Source organism: Halorhodospira abdelmalekii, from assembly GCF_016583625.1.
GTDB classification, from domain to species: domain Bacteria; phylum Pseudomonadota; class Gammaproteobacteria; order Nitrococcales; family Halorhodospiraceae; genus Halorhodospira; species Halorhodospira abdelmalekii.
In genome coordinates, this window is the sequence record NZ_NRRN01000057.1 from 1 (window position 1) to 15,734 (window position 15,734).

General features: G+C 63.7%; 12 protein-coding genes. 5 read left to right on the forward strand and 7 right to left on the reverse strand.

Features of this window, described 5'->3' with window-relative positions; genetic code table 11:
* Positions 1-59: 59 nt before the first annotated feature.
* The 6 genes from minE to serB form a co-directional block, all read right to left on the reverse strand.
* The gene (minE, locus tag CKO15_RS11790; protein ID WP_200196513.1) at positions 60-362 is read right to left on the reverse strand and encodes a cell division topological specificity factor MinE; all 303 of its coding nucleotides are present in this window, start codon (positions 360-362) and stop codon (positions 60-62) included.
* Between the two features lie 5 nt (positions 363-367).
* A complete protein-coding gene (minD, locus tag CKO15_RS11795) occupies positions 368-1,177 on the reverse strand; it encodes a septum site-determining protein MinD (protein WP_200196515.1) in 810 nt (269 codons plus the stop codon).
* A gap of 34 nt (positions 1,178-1,211) precedes the next feature.
* Positions 1,212-2,276, reverse strand: coding sequence for a septum site-determining protein MinC (gene minC, locus CKO15_RS11800; protein WP_200196517.1), 1,065 nt, complete (start codon positions 2,274-2,276; stop codon positions 1,212-1,214).
* A gap of 19 nt (positions 2,277-2,295) precedes the next feature.
* On the reverse strand, positions 2,296-4,299 hold the full coding sequence (gene htpG / locus CKO15_RS11805) for a molecular chaperone HtpG (RefSeq protein ID WP_200196519.1): 2,004 nt from the start codon (positions 4,297-4,299) through the stop codon (positions 2,296-2,298).
* Between the two features lie 142 nt (positions 4,300-4,441).
* Positions 4,442-6,367 carry a biosynthetic-type acetolactate synthase large subunit gene (gene ilvB, locus CKO15_RS11810; RefSeq protein WP_200196521.1) on the reverse strand — a complete coding sequence of 642 codons (1,926 nt, stop codon included), beginning with the start codon at positions 6,365-6,367 and terminating at the stop codon, positions 4,442-4,444.
* A 169-nt stretch (positions 6,368-6,536) separates the two neighbouring features.
* A complete protein-coding gene (serB, locus tag CKO15_RS11815) occupies positions 6,537-7,760 on the reverse strand; it encodes a phosphoserine phosphatase SerB (protein WP_200196523.1) in 1,224 nt (407 codons plus the stop codon).
* 87 nt (positions 7,761-7,847) lie between these two features.
* Here serB and CKO15_RS11820 point away from each other — a divergent pair, with 87 nt between their 5' ends.
* The 5 genes from CKO15_RS11820 (at position 7,848) to CKO15_RS11840 (ending at position 12,926) form a co-directional block, all read left to right on the forward strand.
* A complete protein-coding gene (locus tag CKO15_RS11820; protein WP_200196525.1) occupies positions 7,848-8,651 on the forward strand; it encodes an SIR2 family NAD-dependent protein deacylase in 804 nt (267 codons plus the stop codon).
* A 61-nt stretch (positions 8,652-8,712) separates the two neighbouring features.
* Entirely contained in the window at positions 8,713-9,645 is a 933-nt protein-coding gene (gene chlG, locus CKO15_RS11825; protein ID WP_200196527.1) for a chlorophyll synthase ChlG, read from the forward strand.
* The gene (locus CKO15_RS11830; RefSeq protein ID WP_200196529.1) at positions 9,642-11,012 is read left to right on the forward strand and encodes an MFS transporter; all 1,371 of its coding nucleotides are present in this window, start codon (positions 9,642-9,644) and stop codon (positions 11,010-11,012) included. The genes chlG and CKO15_RS11830 overlap by 4 nt, the downstream gene beginning before the upstream one ends.
* Positions 11,013-11,018: 6 nt before the next feature.
* Positions 11,019-12,272 carry a geranylgeranyl diphosphate reductase gene (locus tag CKO15_RS11835; protein WP_207124087.1) on the forward strand — a complete coding sequence of 418 codons (1,254 nt, stop codon included), beginning with the start codon at positions 11,019-11,021 and terminating at the stop codon, positions 12,270-12,272.
* A gap of 144 nt (positions 12,273-12,416) precedes the next feature.
* Positions 12,417-12,926, forward strand: a complete 510-nt coding sequence (locus tag CKO15_RS11840) for a PH domain-containing protein (protein WP_200196531.1) — start codon at positions 12,417-12,419, stop codon at positions 12,924-12,926.
* Between the two features lie 887 nt (positions 12,927-13,813).
* Here CKO15_RS11840 and CKO15_RS11845 read toward each other — a convergent pair.
* Positions 13,814-14,485 carry a DUF4870 domain-containing protein gene (locus CKO15_RS11845; protein ID WP_200196533.1) on the reverse strand — a complete coding sequence of 224 codons (672 nt, stop codon included), beginning with the start codon at positions 14,483-14,485 and terminating at the stop codon, positions 13,814-13,816.
* Between the last annotated feature and the right edge of the window lie 1,249 nt (positions 14,486-15,734).

The window sequence follows — 15,734 nt, forward strand, 5'->3', positions numbered from 1 at the left end:
TACCAAGGAGTGCCGGCGGGGATGGCGGCGCGGGGAGGGGCGCTCCCCCGGGTGGCAGCTCAGCGCCGCCGCCCCGGAGGGGGGTAAGGCCCGGGATGCTCGGGCAGTGTAATGTTGAGTTCCAGCACTTCGTGTGTTCCGTCACGCTCGACCTCGACGCGGACCGCTCCGGGGTCGACAGTCACGTAGCGGCGCACCACCTCAAGCAGCTCATCGCGCAGCATCGGCAAGTAGTCGGGGCCACCGCCGCGCTCGGCACGCTCGTGCGAGACGATAATCTGCAGCCGCTCCTTCGCCACACTGGCGCTCCCCCCGCCCTGACGCTCTTTGCTGCGCTCTCGAAAGAACCTCGCAATATTCATTACACCTATCCTCCGAACATCCGCCCGAACAATCCCTTGCGCTCGGCGTGGATGAAGCGGTGGGGGCGCTCCTCGCCAAGATAGCGCGCGACCGCATCGTCATAGGCCCGACCGGCATCGGCCCCTTCATCGAGGATCACCGGCACACCGGCGTTGGAGGCGTTGAGCACGTCGGTCGACTCCGGAATCACCCCCAGCAGCTCAATGGCTAGGATCTCGCAGACGTCGTCGACGCTGAGCATCTCGCCCTTGGTGACTCGATGCGGATCGTAGCGGGTCAGCAGCAGGTGCTCGCAAACCGGATCCTCGCCTTGCTCGGCACGCCGGGTCCGGCTGGCCAGCAGACCGAGCACGCGGTCGGAGTCGCGCACCGATGAGACCTCGGGATTGGTGACCACAATGGCATCGTCGGCGTAGTACGAGGCCAAATGCGCCCCGCGCTCAATACCGGCTGGAGAGTCGCAGATGATGTAATCAAACTGCTCGCGCAGTTCCCCGAGCACCTGCTCGACCCCCTCGGCTGTTAGCGCATCTTTGTCGCGGGTCTGCGACGCCGGAAGAATCATCAGGTTATCGAGGCGTTTATCCTTAATAAGCGCTTGGTGCAGGCGCGCATCGCCGGTGATGACGTTGACGAAGTCAAAGACCACACGACGCTCACAGCCCAACACCAGATCGAGGTTGCGCAAGCCGACATCGAAATCGATCACGGCCGTCTTATGGCCGCGCTTGGCCAACCCGGCAGCAAACGATGCAGCCGTGGTCGTCTTGCCGACCCCGCCTTTGCCGGATGTAATCACGACGATTTTCGACACCAAACCTCCCCGCTGCCGTTATGCCAGACCATGTCTATCCCCCCTTGTGGTTACCGCCGCTGTTGTTGCCGCCGAACGGCTCAATGTGCAGCACCCCCGCCTCATCGAGGCGAACCTGTGCCGGACGCCCGTGCAGCTCTTCGGCAAAACGCTCGCTGACTTGGTAATTACCAGCCACCGAGACCAACTCGGCCTCCATCCCCATACAGAATATACGTGCCTGTTCATCTCCCTGCACACCGGCGAGGGCACGCCCGCGCAGCGGCCCGTAGATGTGGAGGTCGCCATCGGCCAACACCTCGGCCCCCGGCCCCACCGCGCCCAACACGACCAGTCCCCTGCCGCGGGCGTAGAACTGCTGCCCGGAGCGCACCGGATGATCGATGACACGCGGCGGCAGGGGCGGATTGCCGCTGTGCTCCTGTGCCGCGGCTGCCGCCTCACTTGGGGCGCCACGACCTCCGGGACCCGCGGGACCATCGGGACTACGACCATCGGGCATCTCAACCGCCGCTGCGGACTCTGCTGCCGTGACTGTCGGTGTCGATGTGGCCTGCTGGGTCTTCTCATGGGCCGCGGCACTGGTGCGGGTGGTTGTTCTATCGGTCCCATCGGCCGCTTCGGCGTGACTACTCTGGCCCGCTTGGCCCGTCTGGCCCGCTGCCCCCGCCAGCACGCCAAGCCCGGCGGCCTGCGCCGTCTCGACATCGACTCCGTCACCGCGCACCGCCACCGGCACCAGCCCGAGCTCGCGCATCGCGGTGGTCAGGGCGCACAGATCGACGGAATCTTCCCCCACCAGCCCATCATCGAGCTCGATGAGCATCGGCGCCCCACGCAGCAGATTAGGCGCCTCTTGCAGCTTACTTTCAAGCACCGCACATAGTGAGGGAATTGACGGCGAGTGGACGCGCACCACGGTCAACGTCGCCATGCGCCCCTTTAAGTCGAGCGCGGGGGCGTCATCTTCCCTCGTTCCGATCTCGGTCACGGTCTCAGCCTCGACTTCGACCTGGTCCCCGACCCCCGCGCCGGTTCCGTCACCGGCAGACGGCTCACCTGCGGACAACTCCTCTGTCGACGTTGGTGTCGGTGCCATGGGCGCGCCCCCCCTTTCGCTAACCGGTCAACAGCGTGTTGACTCGCTTGACGTAAGCGGCCGGATCTTCCAGCTGCCCCCCTTCGGCCAGCAGCGACTGCTCGTAGAGCGTCCACGCCCAGTCGTGCAAGCGTGCCTCCGGCTCGGCGTCGAGACGGCGAATCAGCGGATGGTCGGGATTGATCTCCAGCGCCGGTTTACCGGCAGGCAGGTTGTGGCCGGCGGCCTGCAGCAGCCGCTGCATCCCCATCCCGAAGTCGTACTCGCCGACGACCAAACAGGCCGGTGAGTCGGTCAGGCGATCGCTGACGCGCACGGCGCTGACCCGATCGCTGAGTGGCGTTTGCAGGCGCTGACAGAGGTCTTTGTAGGTCTCAGCCTGCTCTTCGCGCCGACTCTTCTCCTCGTCGCTCTCCGCACCGGTGAGCTTGCCGAGATCGAGCTCGCCTTTGGCCACCGAGGCCAGCGGCTTGCCGTTGTACTCGTGCAGGTGGGCCACCAGCCACTCATCGACCGGATCGGGAAGGAGCAGCACTTCGATGTTGTGGCGGCGGAAGACCTCCAGGTGCGGGCTGTGGCGAGCGGCGTTGAAGCTCTCGGCGGTGACGTAGTAGATCTTCTCCTGGCCCTCGGCCATGCGCTCGACGTAGTCGGCCAGCCGAACATCGGGCGTCTCCTTCTCTTCGCGGGTCGAGGAGAAGCGCAGCAGATCGGCAATCCGCTCGCGGTTGTTGGGGTCCTCGGCGACCCCCTCTTTGAGCACTCGACCGAAGGTCTGCCAGAAGGTCGCGTAGGTCTCCGGCTCGTGTTTGGCCATCCGTTCGAGGCGATCGAGGATGCGCTTGACGGCCGCCCCACGGATCGAGGCGATCATCGGGTTGTGCTGCAGCATCTCGCGCGAGATGTTCAGCGGCAGATCGTCGGAGTCGACCACCCCGCGCACGAAGCGCAGATAGCGCGGCAGCAGGTGTTCGTTGTCCTCGGTGATAAAGACCCGCCGCACGTAGAGCTTAACGCCGTGCGCGGTGCGCTGATCGTAGAGATCGAAGGGCGCGCGCTGCGGGATGTAGAGCAGCGAGACGTAGGCTTGCCGCCCCTCGACGCGGTTGTGGACCCAGGTCAGCGGGTCGCTGAAGTCGTGTGCGACGTGCTTGTAGAGCTCTTTATACTCCTCGTCGCTGATCTCGTTTTTCGGCCGCATCCAGAGGGCCGAGGCGCGGTTGACGACCTCCCAGGCCGGTTGCGCCGGGGCGGCATCGGCCGCGGCGCCGTCAGCAGTGCCCTCGTCTGAGCTATCGGCGGGGCTCGCGGCGGTCTCCGTGCTCGCGTCTTCGTCGGTCGGCTTCGCGGCCTCTGTCGTCGTAGCGGGCGACTCGAGCGGCGGCATCTCGATCGGTACCGAGATGTGGTCGGAGTATTTGCGGATGATGGAGCGTAAGCGCATGCCGTCGCAGAATGCCTCTTGGCCCTCGGCCAGGTGGATCACGACGCTGGTGCCACGCTGCGCCCGCTCGATCGGCTCGATGCTGTAGCCCCCTTGCCCGTCGGAGCGCCAGCAGACGCCGTGGCGCGGCTCCAAGCCAGCCTTGCGGGTAAAGAGCTCGACGCGGGCGGCGACGACAAAGGCGGAGTAGAAGCCGACACCGAACTGGCCGATCAGCTGCGCATCTTGTTGCTGATCGCCGGTCAACTGCTCCAGAAAGCGGCGAGTGCCGGAGTGGGCGATGGTGCCGAGGTTGGCGATGACATCGTCCCGATCCATGCCGATGCCGTTGTCGGAGACGGTCACGGTCCGCTGCTGCGGGTCGAACTCGACGCGAATCCGCAGGTGCGGATCGTTTTCGAAAAGCTGCTCTTGTTGCAGCGCAGCAAAACGCAGCCGATCGATCGCATCGGACGCGTTGGAGATCAACTCACGAAGAAAGACCTCGCTGTCGGAGTAGACCGAGTGGATCATCAACTTGAGCAGCTGCTGCACTTCGGCCTGAAACTCGCGGGTCTCCATCTCGGATCCTGCGCTCATGCTCTCTCCATTGCCTCCTGATTCTGTCGACTTGACGCTCTATCTGGGCACTTCAACTGGACAATTCAACGGGGCACTTCAACGGGACACTTCAGCCGGGGCATTTTGGGATCCCCCGGCTTCGCTAATGACCTGGCTCCGCTTAGAAGAGATCAGGCGACTGCGGCTGCGTCTCGGCCTCGGCCGCATCCTGCTCCGCGCCTCCCGAACGACCTGAGCGCGGTGCGGCCTGCCGGGCCGGGATGAACTCACCGGTCACCATCTCCTTGTAACTAGACCCTGGGCCGACCATCGGGAAGACGCCGGCGTCGGGATCGATCATGACCTCAAGGAAGGCCGGGCCGGGGAATTCGACGAAGGCTTGCAGGGCCGCGGCGACCTCCTCTTTGGCCGTCACGCGCCGGGCGAACTCGTAGCCGTCGGCCTCGGCCGCCTTGATGAAGTCCTTGCGGCGCAGCGACTTATCGGAGGCCGAGAAGCGATCGCCAAAGTAGAGCTTCTGCCACTGCCGGACCATGCCGTCGCCGAGGTTGTTGAGCAGGAGCACCTTGACCGGCAGACCGTAGGTCGTCGCCGTCTCAAGCTCACCGAGGTTCATGCGCAGTGAGCCGTCGCCGTCGATGTTGACCACCGTCTTATCGGGGCAGGCTAGATAGGCGCCGATGGCCGCCGGCAAGCCGAAGCCCATGGTGCCCAAGCCGCCCGAGGTCAGCCACTGGCGCGGCTCACGGAAGTCGCAGTACTGCGCCGCCCACATCTGGTGTTGACCGACGCCGGTGGCGATGATGGCGCTGCCACCGGTCAGGGCGTTGAGCTGTTCGATGACGTAGTGCGGCTGGATCAGCTCGCTGGTGCGGTCGTAGCCCATCGGGTGGCGTGTGCGCAGACCGTGTACATGCTCCACCCAGGCGTCGAAGCACGGCTCAAAGCCCATCGACTCGCCGTAGCGCAGCAGCTGCTGCAGGCTGCGCGAGGCCTCGCCGACGTGCGCCCAGTCGACCCCCTTGACCTTGCCGATCTCGGCGGCATCGATGTCGATGTGCGCGATCTGCTCGGCGAGCGGGGCGAACTCTTCGACCTTGCCGGCGACCCGATCGTCGAAGCGGGCGCCGACAGCGATTAGGAAGTCGCAATCCTCGACGGCGTAGTTGGCGTAGGCCGTCCCGTGCATCCCGAGCATGCCGAGGTAGAGCTCATCGGTGGTGTCCATCGCCCCGAGCCCCATCAGGGTGCTGACGACCGGGATGCGGTAGGTGTGGGCAAAGTCGCGCAGCTCGCGCTGAGCATCGCCGACGACCGCCCCGCCGCCGACGTAGAGCAGCGGCCGGCGCGCGCGCTGGAGCATTTCGAAGAAGCTGCGGCACTTGCGATCGGAGAGCTTCGCCGAGCGCAGCGTCTCGAGCCGCTGCCGATAGCCGCGGATATCGAGATAGCCCTCGCCGCGAAACTCGCCGACCCAGTTTTGAACGTTCTTCGGCACATCGACGACGACCGGCCCCGGCCGCCCCGAGCGCGCCACCTCGAAGGCGGTGCGAATGGTCGCCTCGACCTTCTCCGGGTCGGTGACCAAGAAGACGTGCTTGGCACAGCTGCCCATGATGTTGACGATCGGCGCCTCCTGGAAGGCGTCGGTGCCCATGGCGTGGGTCGGCACCTGGCCAGTTATGGCGACGACCGGGACCGAGTCGGCCATGCAGTCGCGGATCGGCGTGACGGTGTTGGTCGCGCCCGGGCCGGAGGTCACGAGAAAGCAGCCGACCTTGCCCGAGGCGCGGGCGTAGCCGGCCGCCATAAAGCCGGCCCCCTGCTCGTTGGCCGGGACGATCAGGCGCATCGGCTCGTCGAGATCGCCTTGCGCCGCGGCGCTGCGGTGGCGCTGGTTGTAGCGGAAGACCGCATCGTAGGTCGGCAGGATGGCACCGCCGCTGTAACCGAAGAGGGTGTCTACGCCCTCCTGGGCGAGCACCTCGATGATCATCTCGGCACCGCTCATCGTCTGGCCGGCGAGCGGGTGGCGCGAGGAGGCTGTGGTGTCACTGTGCAGGGAGGTGAAGGTTGCTGTATCCATATGGGTCTTCTCGGCTTGATCGAAACCGCCAGTGCTCAGGGCGCACGGACGAATTTAAGGTTCGGGGTATGTTACTCACTTTCGTAGCCGCAGTTAAAGATCAGCCCAGGTCGTGCAAGTCTTGCGAATCTTGCGGGTCTTACGAGGCGTGCGAATCGAACGAGTCGAGCTAGTCGACCGAATCGGGGGTGTCGGCATCCTTAATCCCCATCAGGTAGAGGGTGCCGTCGAGCCCAAGGGTCGAGATCGATTGCCGGGCGCTCTCCTGAACCACTGGCTTGGCGCGAAAGGCGATGCCGAGGCCGGCGAGGCGCAGCATCGGCAAGTCGTTGGCGCCATCGCCGATGGCGATCACCTGTTCAAGCGCCAACCCCTCCTGCTCGGCGATCGTGCGCAGCAACTCGGCCTTGCGGCGGCCGTCGACGATCTCGCCGGTGACTCGGCCGGTCAGGTAGCCGTCACAGATCTCGAGGTCGTTGGCGTAGACGTAATCGATGCCGAGTTGGCGCTGCAGATGCTGGCCGAAGTAGGTAAAGCCGCCGGAGATGATAGCGGTGACGTAGCCGAACGATTTCACCGTGCGCACGAGTCGTTCCGCACCTTCGGTGAGGGTTAAACGCTCGGCGACTTGCTGCAGGGTCTCTTGCGGCAGACCTTCGAGCAGGGCGACGCGCCGGCGCAGACTCTCGCAAAAATCGATCTCGCCGTGCATCGCCTGCTCGGTGACCCGCGCACACTCCTTGCCGACACCGGCTGCCTTCGCCATCTCATCGATCACCTCCTGCTGGATCAGCGTCGAATCCATATCGAAGGCGACCATGCGCCGGTTGCGCCGGTAGACGTTGTCCTCCTGGAAGCTGATATCGACGTCGAGCGCCTTGGAGATCTCCATAAAGTCGCGCTTCATGGTGTCGGGATCGACCGGCTGGCCCCGTACCGTCAGCTCGACACAGGCGCGCGAGCGCTCGCCCTCGCGATGCAGCGGACGGCGCCCCGAGAGGCGAACGACATCTTCGATGTTCAGCCCTTGGGCGGTGATCACCTCAGCGATGCGGGCCATCTGTTCGGCCGTCACCGAACGACCGAGCAACGTGATGATGTGGCGCGGTTTACCTGCACCGCGCACCCAATTGTGGTACCTTTCTTGGGTGATTGGCGTGAAGCGCACTTGCATCCCGGCGTCGTGCAGATGAAAAAGGACATCTTTGAGCACCGGCGAGACGTCCTTCTCGGCCGGCACCTCGACGAGGATACCGAGCGAGAGGGTATCGTGGATCATCGCCTGACCGATATCGAGCACGCCAACGTCGTACTCGGCCAGGATACCCATTAGCGATGAAGTCAGCCCAGGCTGATCCTCACCCGAGACGTTGATCAGGATAATCTCACTCATAGATTCACAACCGCGAAGAGGGATGCACATCATATAGGAAGCACCCTGCTTGAGGATACCGACGATCGTGCACTCGGGAGAGCAATCATGCTGAATCGCCCCTTTAGTCACCACTCTGATGTCCCGCCCCTAGACCGGCGGGGTGCTGCCTCGCCCGCCCGCCCTCTTGATGATCGGTTGCGCAAGACGCTACGAGCGGCCAGACGGGTCGTCGTCTTGACCGGCGCCGGCGTCTCAGCCGAGAGCGGCATCCCCACCTTCCGCGAAGCGCAACACGGGCTGTGGGCACAATTCGACCCCGAGAAGCTGGCCACGCTGGAGGGCTTCTTGTGTCAGCCGCGGCAGGTCTGGGCGTGGTATACGCAGCGCCGCCAGGTCATCGCGCAGGCAGAGCCGAACGCCGCCCACCGCGCCCTGGCCGACTGGCAGCAGCGGCTGCACAGCTGCCACATCGTGACGCAGAACGTCGATGGGCTGCACCAGCAAGCCGGCAGCGACACTGTCACCGAGCTGCACGGCAATATTCACCGCGACCGCCCCCTTGAGGGGCCGGTGCCGAAAGTGTTGGCGGCCGACCCGAAACTGCCCCGCTGCCCAGAGACCGGCACACCGCTGCGCCCTGATGTCGTCTGGTTCGGCGAGGCCCTGCCGGCGGGAACATTGGAGCAGGCCGGTGCGGCGATCCGCAATAGTGACTTGCTGCTGTCGATCGGCTCCTCATCGCTGGTACAGCCGGCCGCCTCGCTTCCGCTGGAGGCGCTTGAGCGTGGTATTCCAGTCCTTGAGATCAACCCCGAACCGACGCCGCTAACACCGGTCGCCGATTGGAGCCTGCGCGGTAAGGCCGCCGAGATCGTCCCGCAACTGGTGGCTGCGGCGACAAACCGCTGACCCCGCGACCGACTGTCACGGCAGCTTGACGTTTACTGGCCGGCCTTCGTAATGTACGCGCATGTCTGAGGCTGCCCAACCCCAAAATGCGCTCAAGCGCCCCGACTTTGCCACGGTGATCGAGCTGCTCAAGCCGGTTACCTGGTTGGCACCGACGTGGGCCTTCTTCTGTGGTGTCGTCTCCGCCGGCATCGTGCCGAGCGGCTGGCAGTGGCTCTTGGCCGCCGCCGGCGTCATGCTGGCCGGTCTGGTCTGTGGCACCAGTCAGGCTATCAACGACTGGTTCGATCGCCACGTCGATGCCATCAACGAACCACACCGGCCGATCCCGTCGGGCCGCATGCCGGGGCGTTGGGGGCTCTATATCGCGATCGTCTCTAGCGCCTTGGCGTTGGTGATCGCCGCCCTGCTCGGCCCGGTCGTCTTTGTCGCCGCGATCATAGCCGTGGCCCTCGCCTGGGCGTACAGCGCCCCGCCCTTCCGCCTGAAGCGCAACGGCTGGATCAGCGCCGGTGCCGTCGGCATCTCCTATGAGGGCATTCCGTGGATCACTGGGGCAGCGGTCATGATCTACGCCTCAAGCGGGTCGGCTGTCATGCCCGATTGGCAGATCTTCGCCGCTGCCCTGCTCTACAGCCTAGGGGCGCACGGCATCATGGTGCTCAACGACTTTAAGGCCGTTGAGGGCGATCGCCAGATGGGGCTGGTCACCGTGCCGGTGCAGCTCGGCACCCAGCGGGCCACTCAAGTCGCCTGCATCACCATGATCGTGCCGCAGTTGATCGTCATCGGTTTGCTGCTCTCCTGGGGACAGCTCTGGCACGCGGTCGGGGTCTCACTGCTGCTCGGCGTGCAGATCGGCTTGATGGTGCGCTTGCTGAAAGATCCGAAGGGGTATGCTGCCTGGTATAGCTTTGTCGGGGTAACGCCGTACATCCTCGGGATGTTGATCACCGCCTTTGCCATCGGCAGCATCGTCGGGGGCGGTGCGTGAGCACCCCGAGCACCCTTGGCTGGCTAGGTATTATCCGACTCGGGCTGGTCAACTCTGCCCTCGGTGCGATTGTCCTCCAACCTTTAACGACCCTGAATCAGGCCATGATCAACGATCTTGGCCTGATGGCGATGCTGCCCGGACTTCTCGGCGGCTTCTACTACGCGATTCAGTTGTCGCGACCGCGGGTCGGCCACGCCCTCGATAGCAGCAGCGGGCGCCGCACGCCGTGGATTTTGGCGGGCATGGCGGTGTTGGCGTGCGGTGGCATCAGCGCAGCCGCGGGGGTCTGGCTGATGGGGACCCTGCTGTGGGCAGGGATCGGCGTTGCTGTGGTTGGCTACTTCTTTATTGGCGTCGGTGTTGCCGCGACCGGCACAGCGCTACTGACGTTGCTGGCGACGCGGGTGGCCTCCCAGCACCGACCGCTGGCGGCCATGATCGTCTGGCTGATGATGATTCTCGGCTTTGCCGTCACCGGCGGGCTGGTCGGCGCCGTGCTCGACCCCTTCTCGCTGGAGCGCCTCTTCGTCGTCGTCTCGGTGGTCTGCGTCACCGCGTTGACGCTCGCAGCCCTTGCCCTCTTTCGCTTGGAAGGCCCCGAGATCGCCCCGACTCAGCCGGCCGACCCGGCGGCCGCGACTGGCGAGGGCCAAAGCTCCTTTGTCACGGCGCTGCGTGAGGTGTGGGCCGATACCAAGGCGCGCCGCTTTACGATCTTCGTCTTCGTCTCGATGCTCGCCTACAACGCCCACGAGACGATCATCGAGCCGTTTGCCCGCATCGCCTTTGATCTGACGGCCGGCCAAGCGACTCAGCTCGGCGGCATGTACCTCTACTCTGGAGTGCTGCTCGGTATGGTGCTCGTCGGTCTTCTCGGCACCTTCGGGCGCGGCCGTTTCGGGACGCTGTGGGCGTGGGCCATCGGCGGCTGCATCGCCTCCGGGGGCGCGCTGGCCGCCCTCGGCATCGGCTCGGTGGTCAGCGAGGTCTGGCCGCTGCGCATGTCGGTCTTCGCCTTGGGCGTAGCCAACGGCGCTTATGCGGTGGCCGCCATCGGTCTGATGATGCGCTTGGCGAACGAAGGTGAGGATGCGCGTGCTGGGGTGCGCATCGGTCTTTGGGGGGCTGCGCAGGCGGTCGCCTCCGGGCTCGGCATCTTCCTCGGGACGGCCGGTGTCGATCTTTTCCGTTTCCTCTTCCACATGCCCTCTTTCGGCTACAACGTGGTCTTTACCCTGGCTGCTGTGCTGTTCCTGGTCTCTGTCTGGCTCGCGGCGCGTGTCTTGACCGTCGATCGAGCTCCGGCGGCAGCAGTGAGCGGCGGTGGCAGCCTCTCTGCACAACGCTCGATCAACCGGGAGTGATATCCGATGAGCCATGCCATCCCCACTGCCGACCGCTTCGATGTGGCCGTCGTCGGCGGCGGCCCCGCCGGAGCGACGGCTGCCCACGAATTGGTCCGCCGCGGCCACTCGGTCGCCTTTATTGATCGCCCTGGGCGCATCAAGCCGTGTGGTGGCCTGATCCCGCCGCAGCTGATCCGTGAGTTCGAGATCCCGTTCGATCTGATCGCGGCCAATGTGCGCGGTGCGCGCATCGTCTCGCCGACCCTTAACCACGCCGATATGCCGATTCCGGCCCCCGGGGTCGCAGTCCCTCCCGATGAGGAGGACGGTCCGCTGAGCATGCTCAGCATGGTCGATCGCGAGGTCTTCGATGAGTGGCTGCGGCAACGCGCCGCCGATGCCGGCGCCGAGCGGCGCGATGGCCGCTTCACCAAGCTCGAACGGGTCGATGACGGCATTCTGCTGGAGTATGAGGAGGGGCGCGGCCGGACCGATGCCCCACGCCGGCAAATCTGGGCGCGCACTGTCATCGGCGCCGACGGTGCGCGTTCGACCGTTGGTAAGCAGGCCGTTCCGGGGGCGCAGGATATTCCGTGCGTCGGTGCCTATCACGAGATCATCGAATCACCGCCGGCGCAGGACGACCGCTTCGATCCGAACCGCGCCGATCTGCACTACCGCGGCGAACTCTCGCCCGATTTCTACGCCTGGATCTTCCCCCACGGCGGCACCACGAGCGTCGGCGTTGCAAGCGGCGTGAAGGGCTTTTCGTTAAAGGGGGCCGTTGCGCAGCTGCGCCGCGAGACGGGGCTCGATCAAGCCAAGACGCTGCGCTGCGAGGGGGCACCGATCCCCATCGGGCCACTTGAGCGCTGGGATGACGGCCAGAACGTCGTCCTGGTCGGTGACGCCGCCGGCGTCGTCGCCTCGGCCTCGGGCGAGGGGATCTACTACGCCATGGCCAGTGCGAAGTACGCCGCTGATGCCGTCGAGGAGACGCTGCGCAGCGGCGATGGAGCGGCGCTTGGCAAGGCTCGGGCGGCCTTTATGCGTCAGCACGGCCAAGTCTTTAAGGTCCTCGCCACGCTGCAGCGCTTCTGGTACAAGAACGACAACCGTCGCGAGCGCTTCGTCAGCATCTGCTGCGACCCCGACGTTCAAGCCCTGACGTGGGATGCCTATATGAATAAGCGCTTGGTCAAGGCGCGACCGTGGGCCCACATCCGCATCATGGTGAAGAATATTGCGCACTTGACGGGGCTAGCCCGCGCGCGCTGAGGCACTGCACTGCATTGATGCGCTGATGCACGCCCCCTCACGCGATGCTTTTTCTGCGTGTGCGCTTTCTTTGTGTGCGTTGTCGCGTGGGAAGGTTGACTCGGTTGACTCGGTTTTGGTTCGGCTTGGATGGTGGATAACCCTATGGCTACACCCGCTTCAGATGCACCCGATTCAGACGTAAAAGTGATTCGTTCCGCCTATCGCAGCCCTGTCGTTGCTTGGGGGCTGATTGCGGCGGGCATTTTAGTCATCCTGCTGTGGCTGCTCTCTTACCAGTTGCACGCCGCGGAGGGCTACGTCTTCTCTGATATTGCCGCGCCCTTTTTCTACTTTGTCACCTTCAGCGCCATGCTGATTCTTGGCGGCATCTTTTTGATCATCTTCACTACCCACTCGTGGCGCTGCCGCATTGAGAGCGACGGTGTCGTCCTCTACCAGGGTTTTTTAGGAAAACCGGAGCGCACGGACATCAAAGGCTCCGAAATGAAGGAGGTCTTCTGCCGCCGCGGCATGATTGCCTCGATGCTGGGCGTTGGCGATATCTGGATCAAGACGCCCGATGATAAGTCACACGTCTTGCCGGGGGTGACCAACCCTGATGCGATCATCGAACAGCTTCGGGCGATTCAAGAGCAGAAGGGACGGCGCTGACGGCGTCGCTAATTGTGTAACCGGCTCGCAAGCAAGGTGGGCCTTGATCATTCACTGGTTGGCGAAGCGGACCAAACGATGATCACCCCCGCAAGGTGTAACCGCGCCGCTACTTCGCCGTAGCGGCGCCTACACGATAGCTGCTCCCTCCTCCTCGCTTCCTCCTCGCTCCTCGCTCACTCTCTCCTCTTCCTAGCTCCCTCGCACTACGCCGCCCTACGCCGCCGGTGCCTTGCTTGCGCTCTGCTGCGCCTGTAGCCGTAGCCCAATGTGAAAAGTAAGGGCCAGCCACAAAAGGAATTGCCACGAAAGGAATTCAGCCGACCTGAGGAAATGCGAGTGACGACGACGAAACTTTGTCAGCCGCAAAAAGCAAAAAATTTTTCGACTGAATCGAAAAACTATTAGAGAAGAGAAAAAGAAGAAACAGGGAGAAGGGGGCTGCTACTTAGCGAAAGATGAGCTAAAGGAGAAGGAAAAAAGGCGACGGGCTCGGCCGAGCTCCAGAACCGCTCGGCCGAGCCCGTCCGGCCTTTACCAGCGCCGCAGGGTCCGCGAGATAGTCGGGAACCCCAGGATGGCCAGGATTACGAGAACACCAACAACGATTCCGGCGTCACCCATGTGAACCTCCCTTCATTTTCGGTCGTTATGCAACGTTTACGTGCCTGCATGTCGGTCCCCGGAACCCTACACCCAGTGAAGAGCCGGGCTCCACGACCAACGTGCGATTACTATACTGCCACAATGTAGCGGAGACGGGTGTGCGGCATAGGCGCCCACTCCCTCCGAGCCCACCGAGCAAGCGCGCCCCGCGACCCGCGCCACGTGCGGGCAGCGAACAGCCTGCGGTTGCGGCAGCATGAGCCACACGTCGTTCGCTCAGGCTACTTGCCGCCACCAGGGGCCATTTTATCAGCGAACTTCTTGGTGTACTCGCCAAGAAGCGGAATCTCGAGTGGCTGCTTCTTGATGGTCATCACCGCCATGTAGATCAAGAAGCCCAAACCGGCCCAGAAGATCAACGGCAGCCCTAAAACCGAAAAACTGAGAACGTAGATCGCGATCCAGGCAACTAGAATCACCGCTGAGATCAAGATCGAGCGGCAGGCGTGGAAACGCACCTCTGGCTTATCACGGTGCGCAGCCAGATACATAAAGCCGGTCACCGGCCCGACAACGTACGACACCCCTGAGGCCGTTTGGCTAACCTCCGCCTCACGCTCACGCTGCGCCTGAGCCGTGCTCTTTGAAGTGCTGTCAGCGCTAGACTTCGAAGAAGTGGCGGCGCCGGCGGTCGCCGAACCCGTTGCTGAAGCCTTCTCAGAGGCACCCTGCGCGCTCGCAGCGGACCCTCGCGCGGAGCTCTCCATCTCCTCAGGACGCTCGACCCCAGCGCTTGAAGTGCGCGCTGTTGCGCCGGCTGCAGCGCTCTGTCCAGCCGTGCTTGCGCCGCTGGCCGGAGTTGAGCTGCCCTTCGCGGCACCACTTTGAGAAGTGCTCGCGCCACTCTCGGGAGTCTGAGAGCTCCCGGATTTCTCATTTACGTCCATACTCATGGTCCACACCTCCGTCAACTAGCCCCTCAGGGCAAAAACCACTCTTTAAAACGAACTGACGCAAAATGCCTCGTCGAAAAAGATCGGTGAGTTTCTCGTAGGTGCTGCGCCCCGGCAACGGCGGGTTTTGCTAGTATAGCGCGGGCGCCCCCCCCCTACGGCAACACCCGGCTCGCCACCCAAAGGCGCGCATGTGATCGAAGAATTGGGCCGCTCCCGACGCAACAACCCCACCCCCTGAAAGAACAATCCAGCTTCGGATAGCAGGGAGCCGATAGGGGCGGTCAACAGCGGATGGTGCAATCGCAGGCGATGGCGCTGGAGGCTGCGAGGATTAAAGCAGTTGTCAAAACTGCGCCAACACTGTGCGCCGTCGAAGAGCGCGCGCACTCTGCCGAAACAACGGAACGCCGATCCTAGCCGTTCCGACGTGGCAGCGAAGTCTTCTTTGCAGGCGCGCTGTGCCACGAGGCTTAATTCATGACGATGTGAAGATCCCGTAACGCCGCTCCGCCTTCACCGCCGACACCGGTTGCTAAGCCGGCTGCTGGCTGTCAGCAGCGCCGCCTCAAGTGCGGTTCGGTCGTTGTAGCAAGTCGATAGAGGGATATGCGCTCGGGTAACCCGTGGCCTGCCTCAGTCGGCGGACTTCGCCAGCCGAGGCAGGCCATCGGCTATCTTACAGCTTACGCCGCAGGCAGGGCGTGAAACCAGCGACAGCCATCAGCACGAGTACAGCTACAACAATAGAGGCATCCATGATATGCACCTCTCTTTATCAGTCAGTGAGTACGTTTCGGCGTACAGGCACCCGGCCCCGCGGCTCCTCGAGAGGAACGACCGCTCGCCGGCATGCAAGGCCATAGTGACATAAAAATCGAGCGATGGGTGTGCGGCATAGGCGCCCACTCTGAGGAAGCAGGGCGCTATTAGGATGGTCGACAAAAATACTAAACTTTGCGTAACTAAAGCCAGTCGCATGAGCTGGCCCGTGCACTTATGGCGGGACACGGAGGCTGGCTTCACTTTTGAGAAACTTAGTAAATGAAGAGACCAACGGTGCTTTTATCGTGATACAGCCGACCGGCGCCGGCTTTTTATCAGACCTAACTCTTTTCAAACAAAAACCGGGGGCTCGTAAGTGAGCCCCCGGTTCTTTTCGACCCGAACGGTCGGGTCTATCCGTTAACGGCTACCCTTGAGCAGGTCGGTGCCAAGGTCACCAAACTGCAGGTAGTCGAAGTCCGGA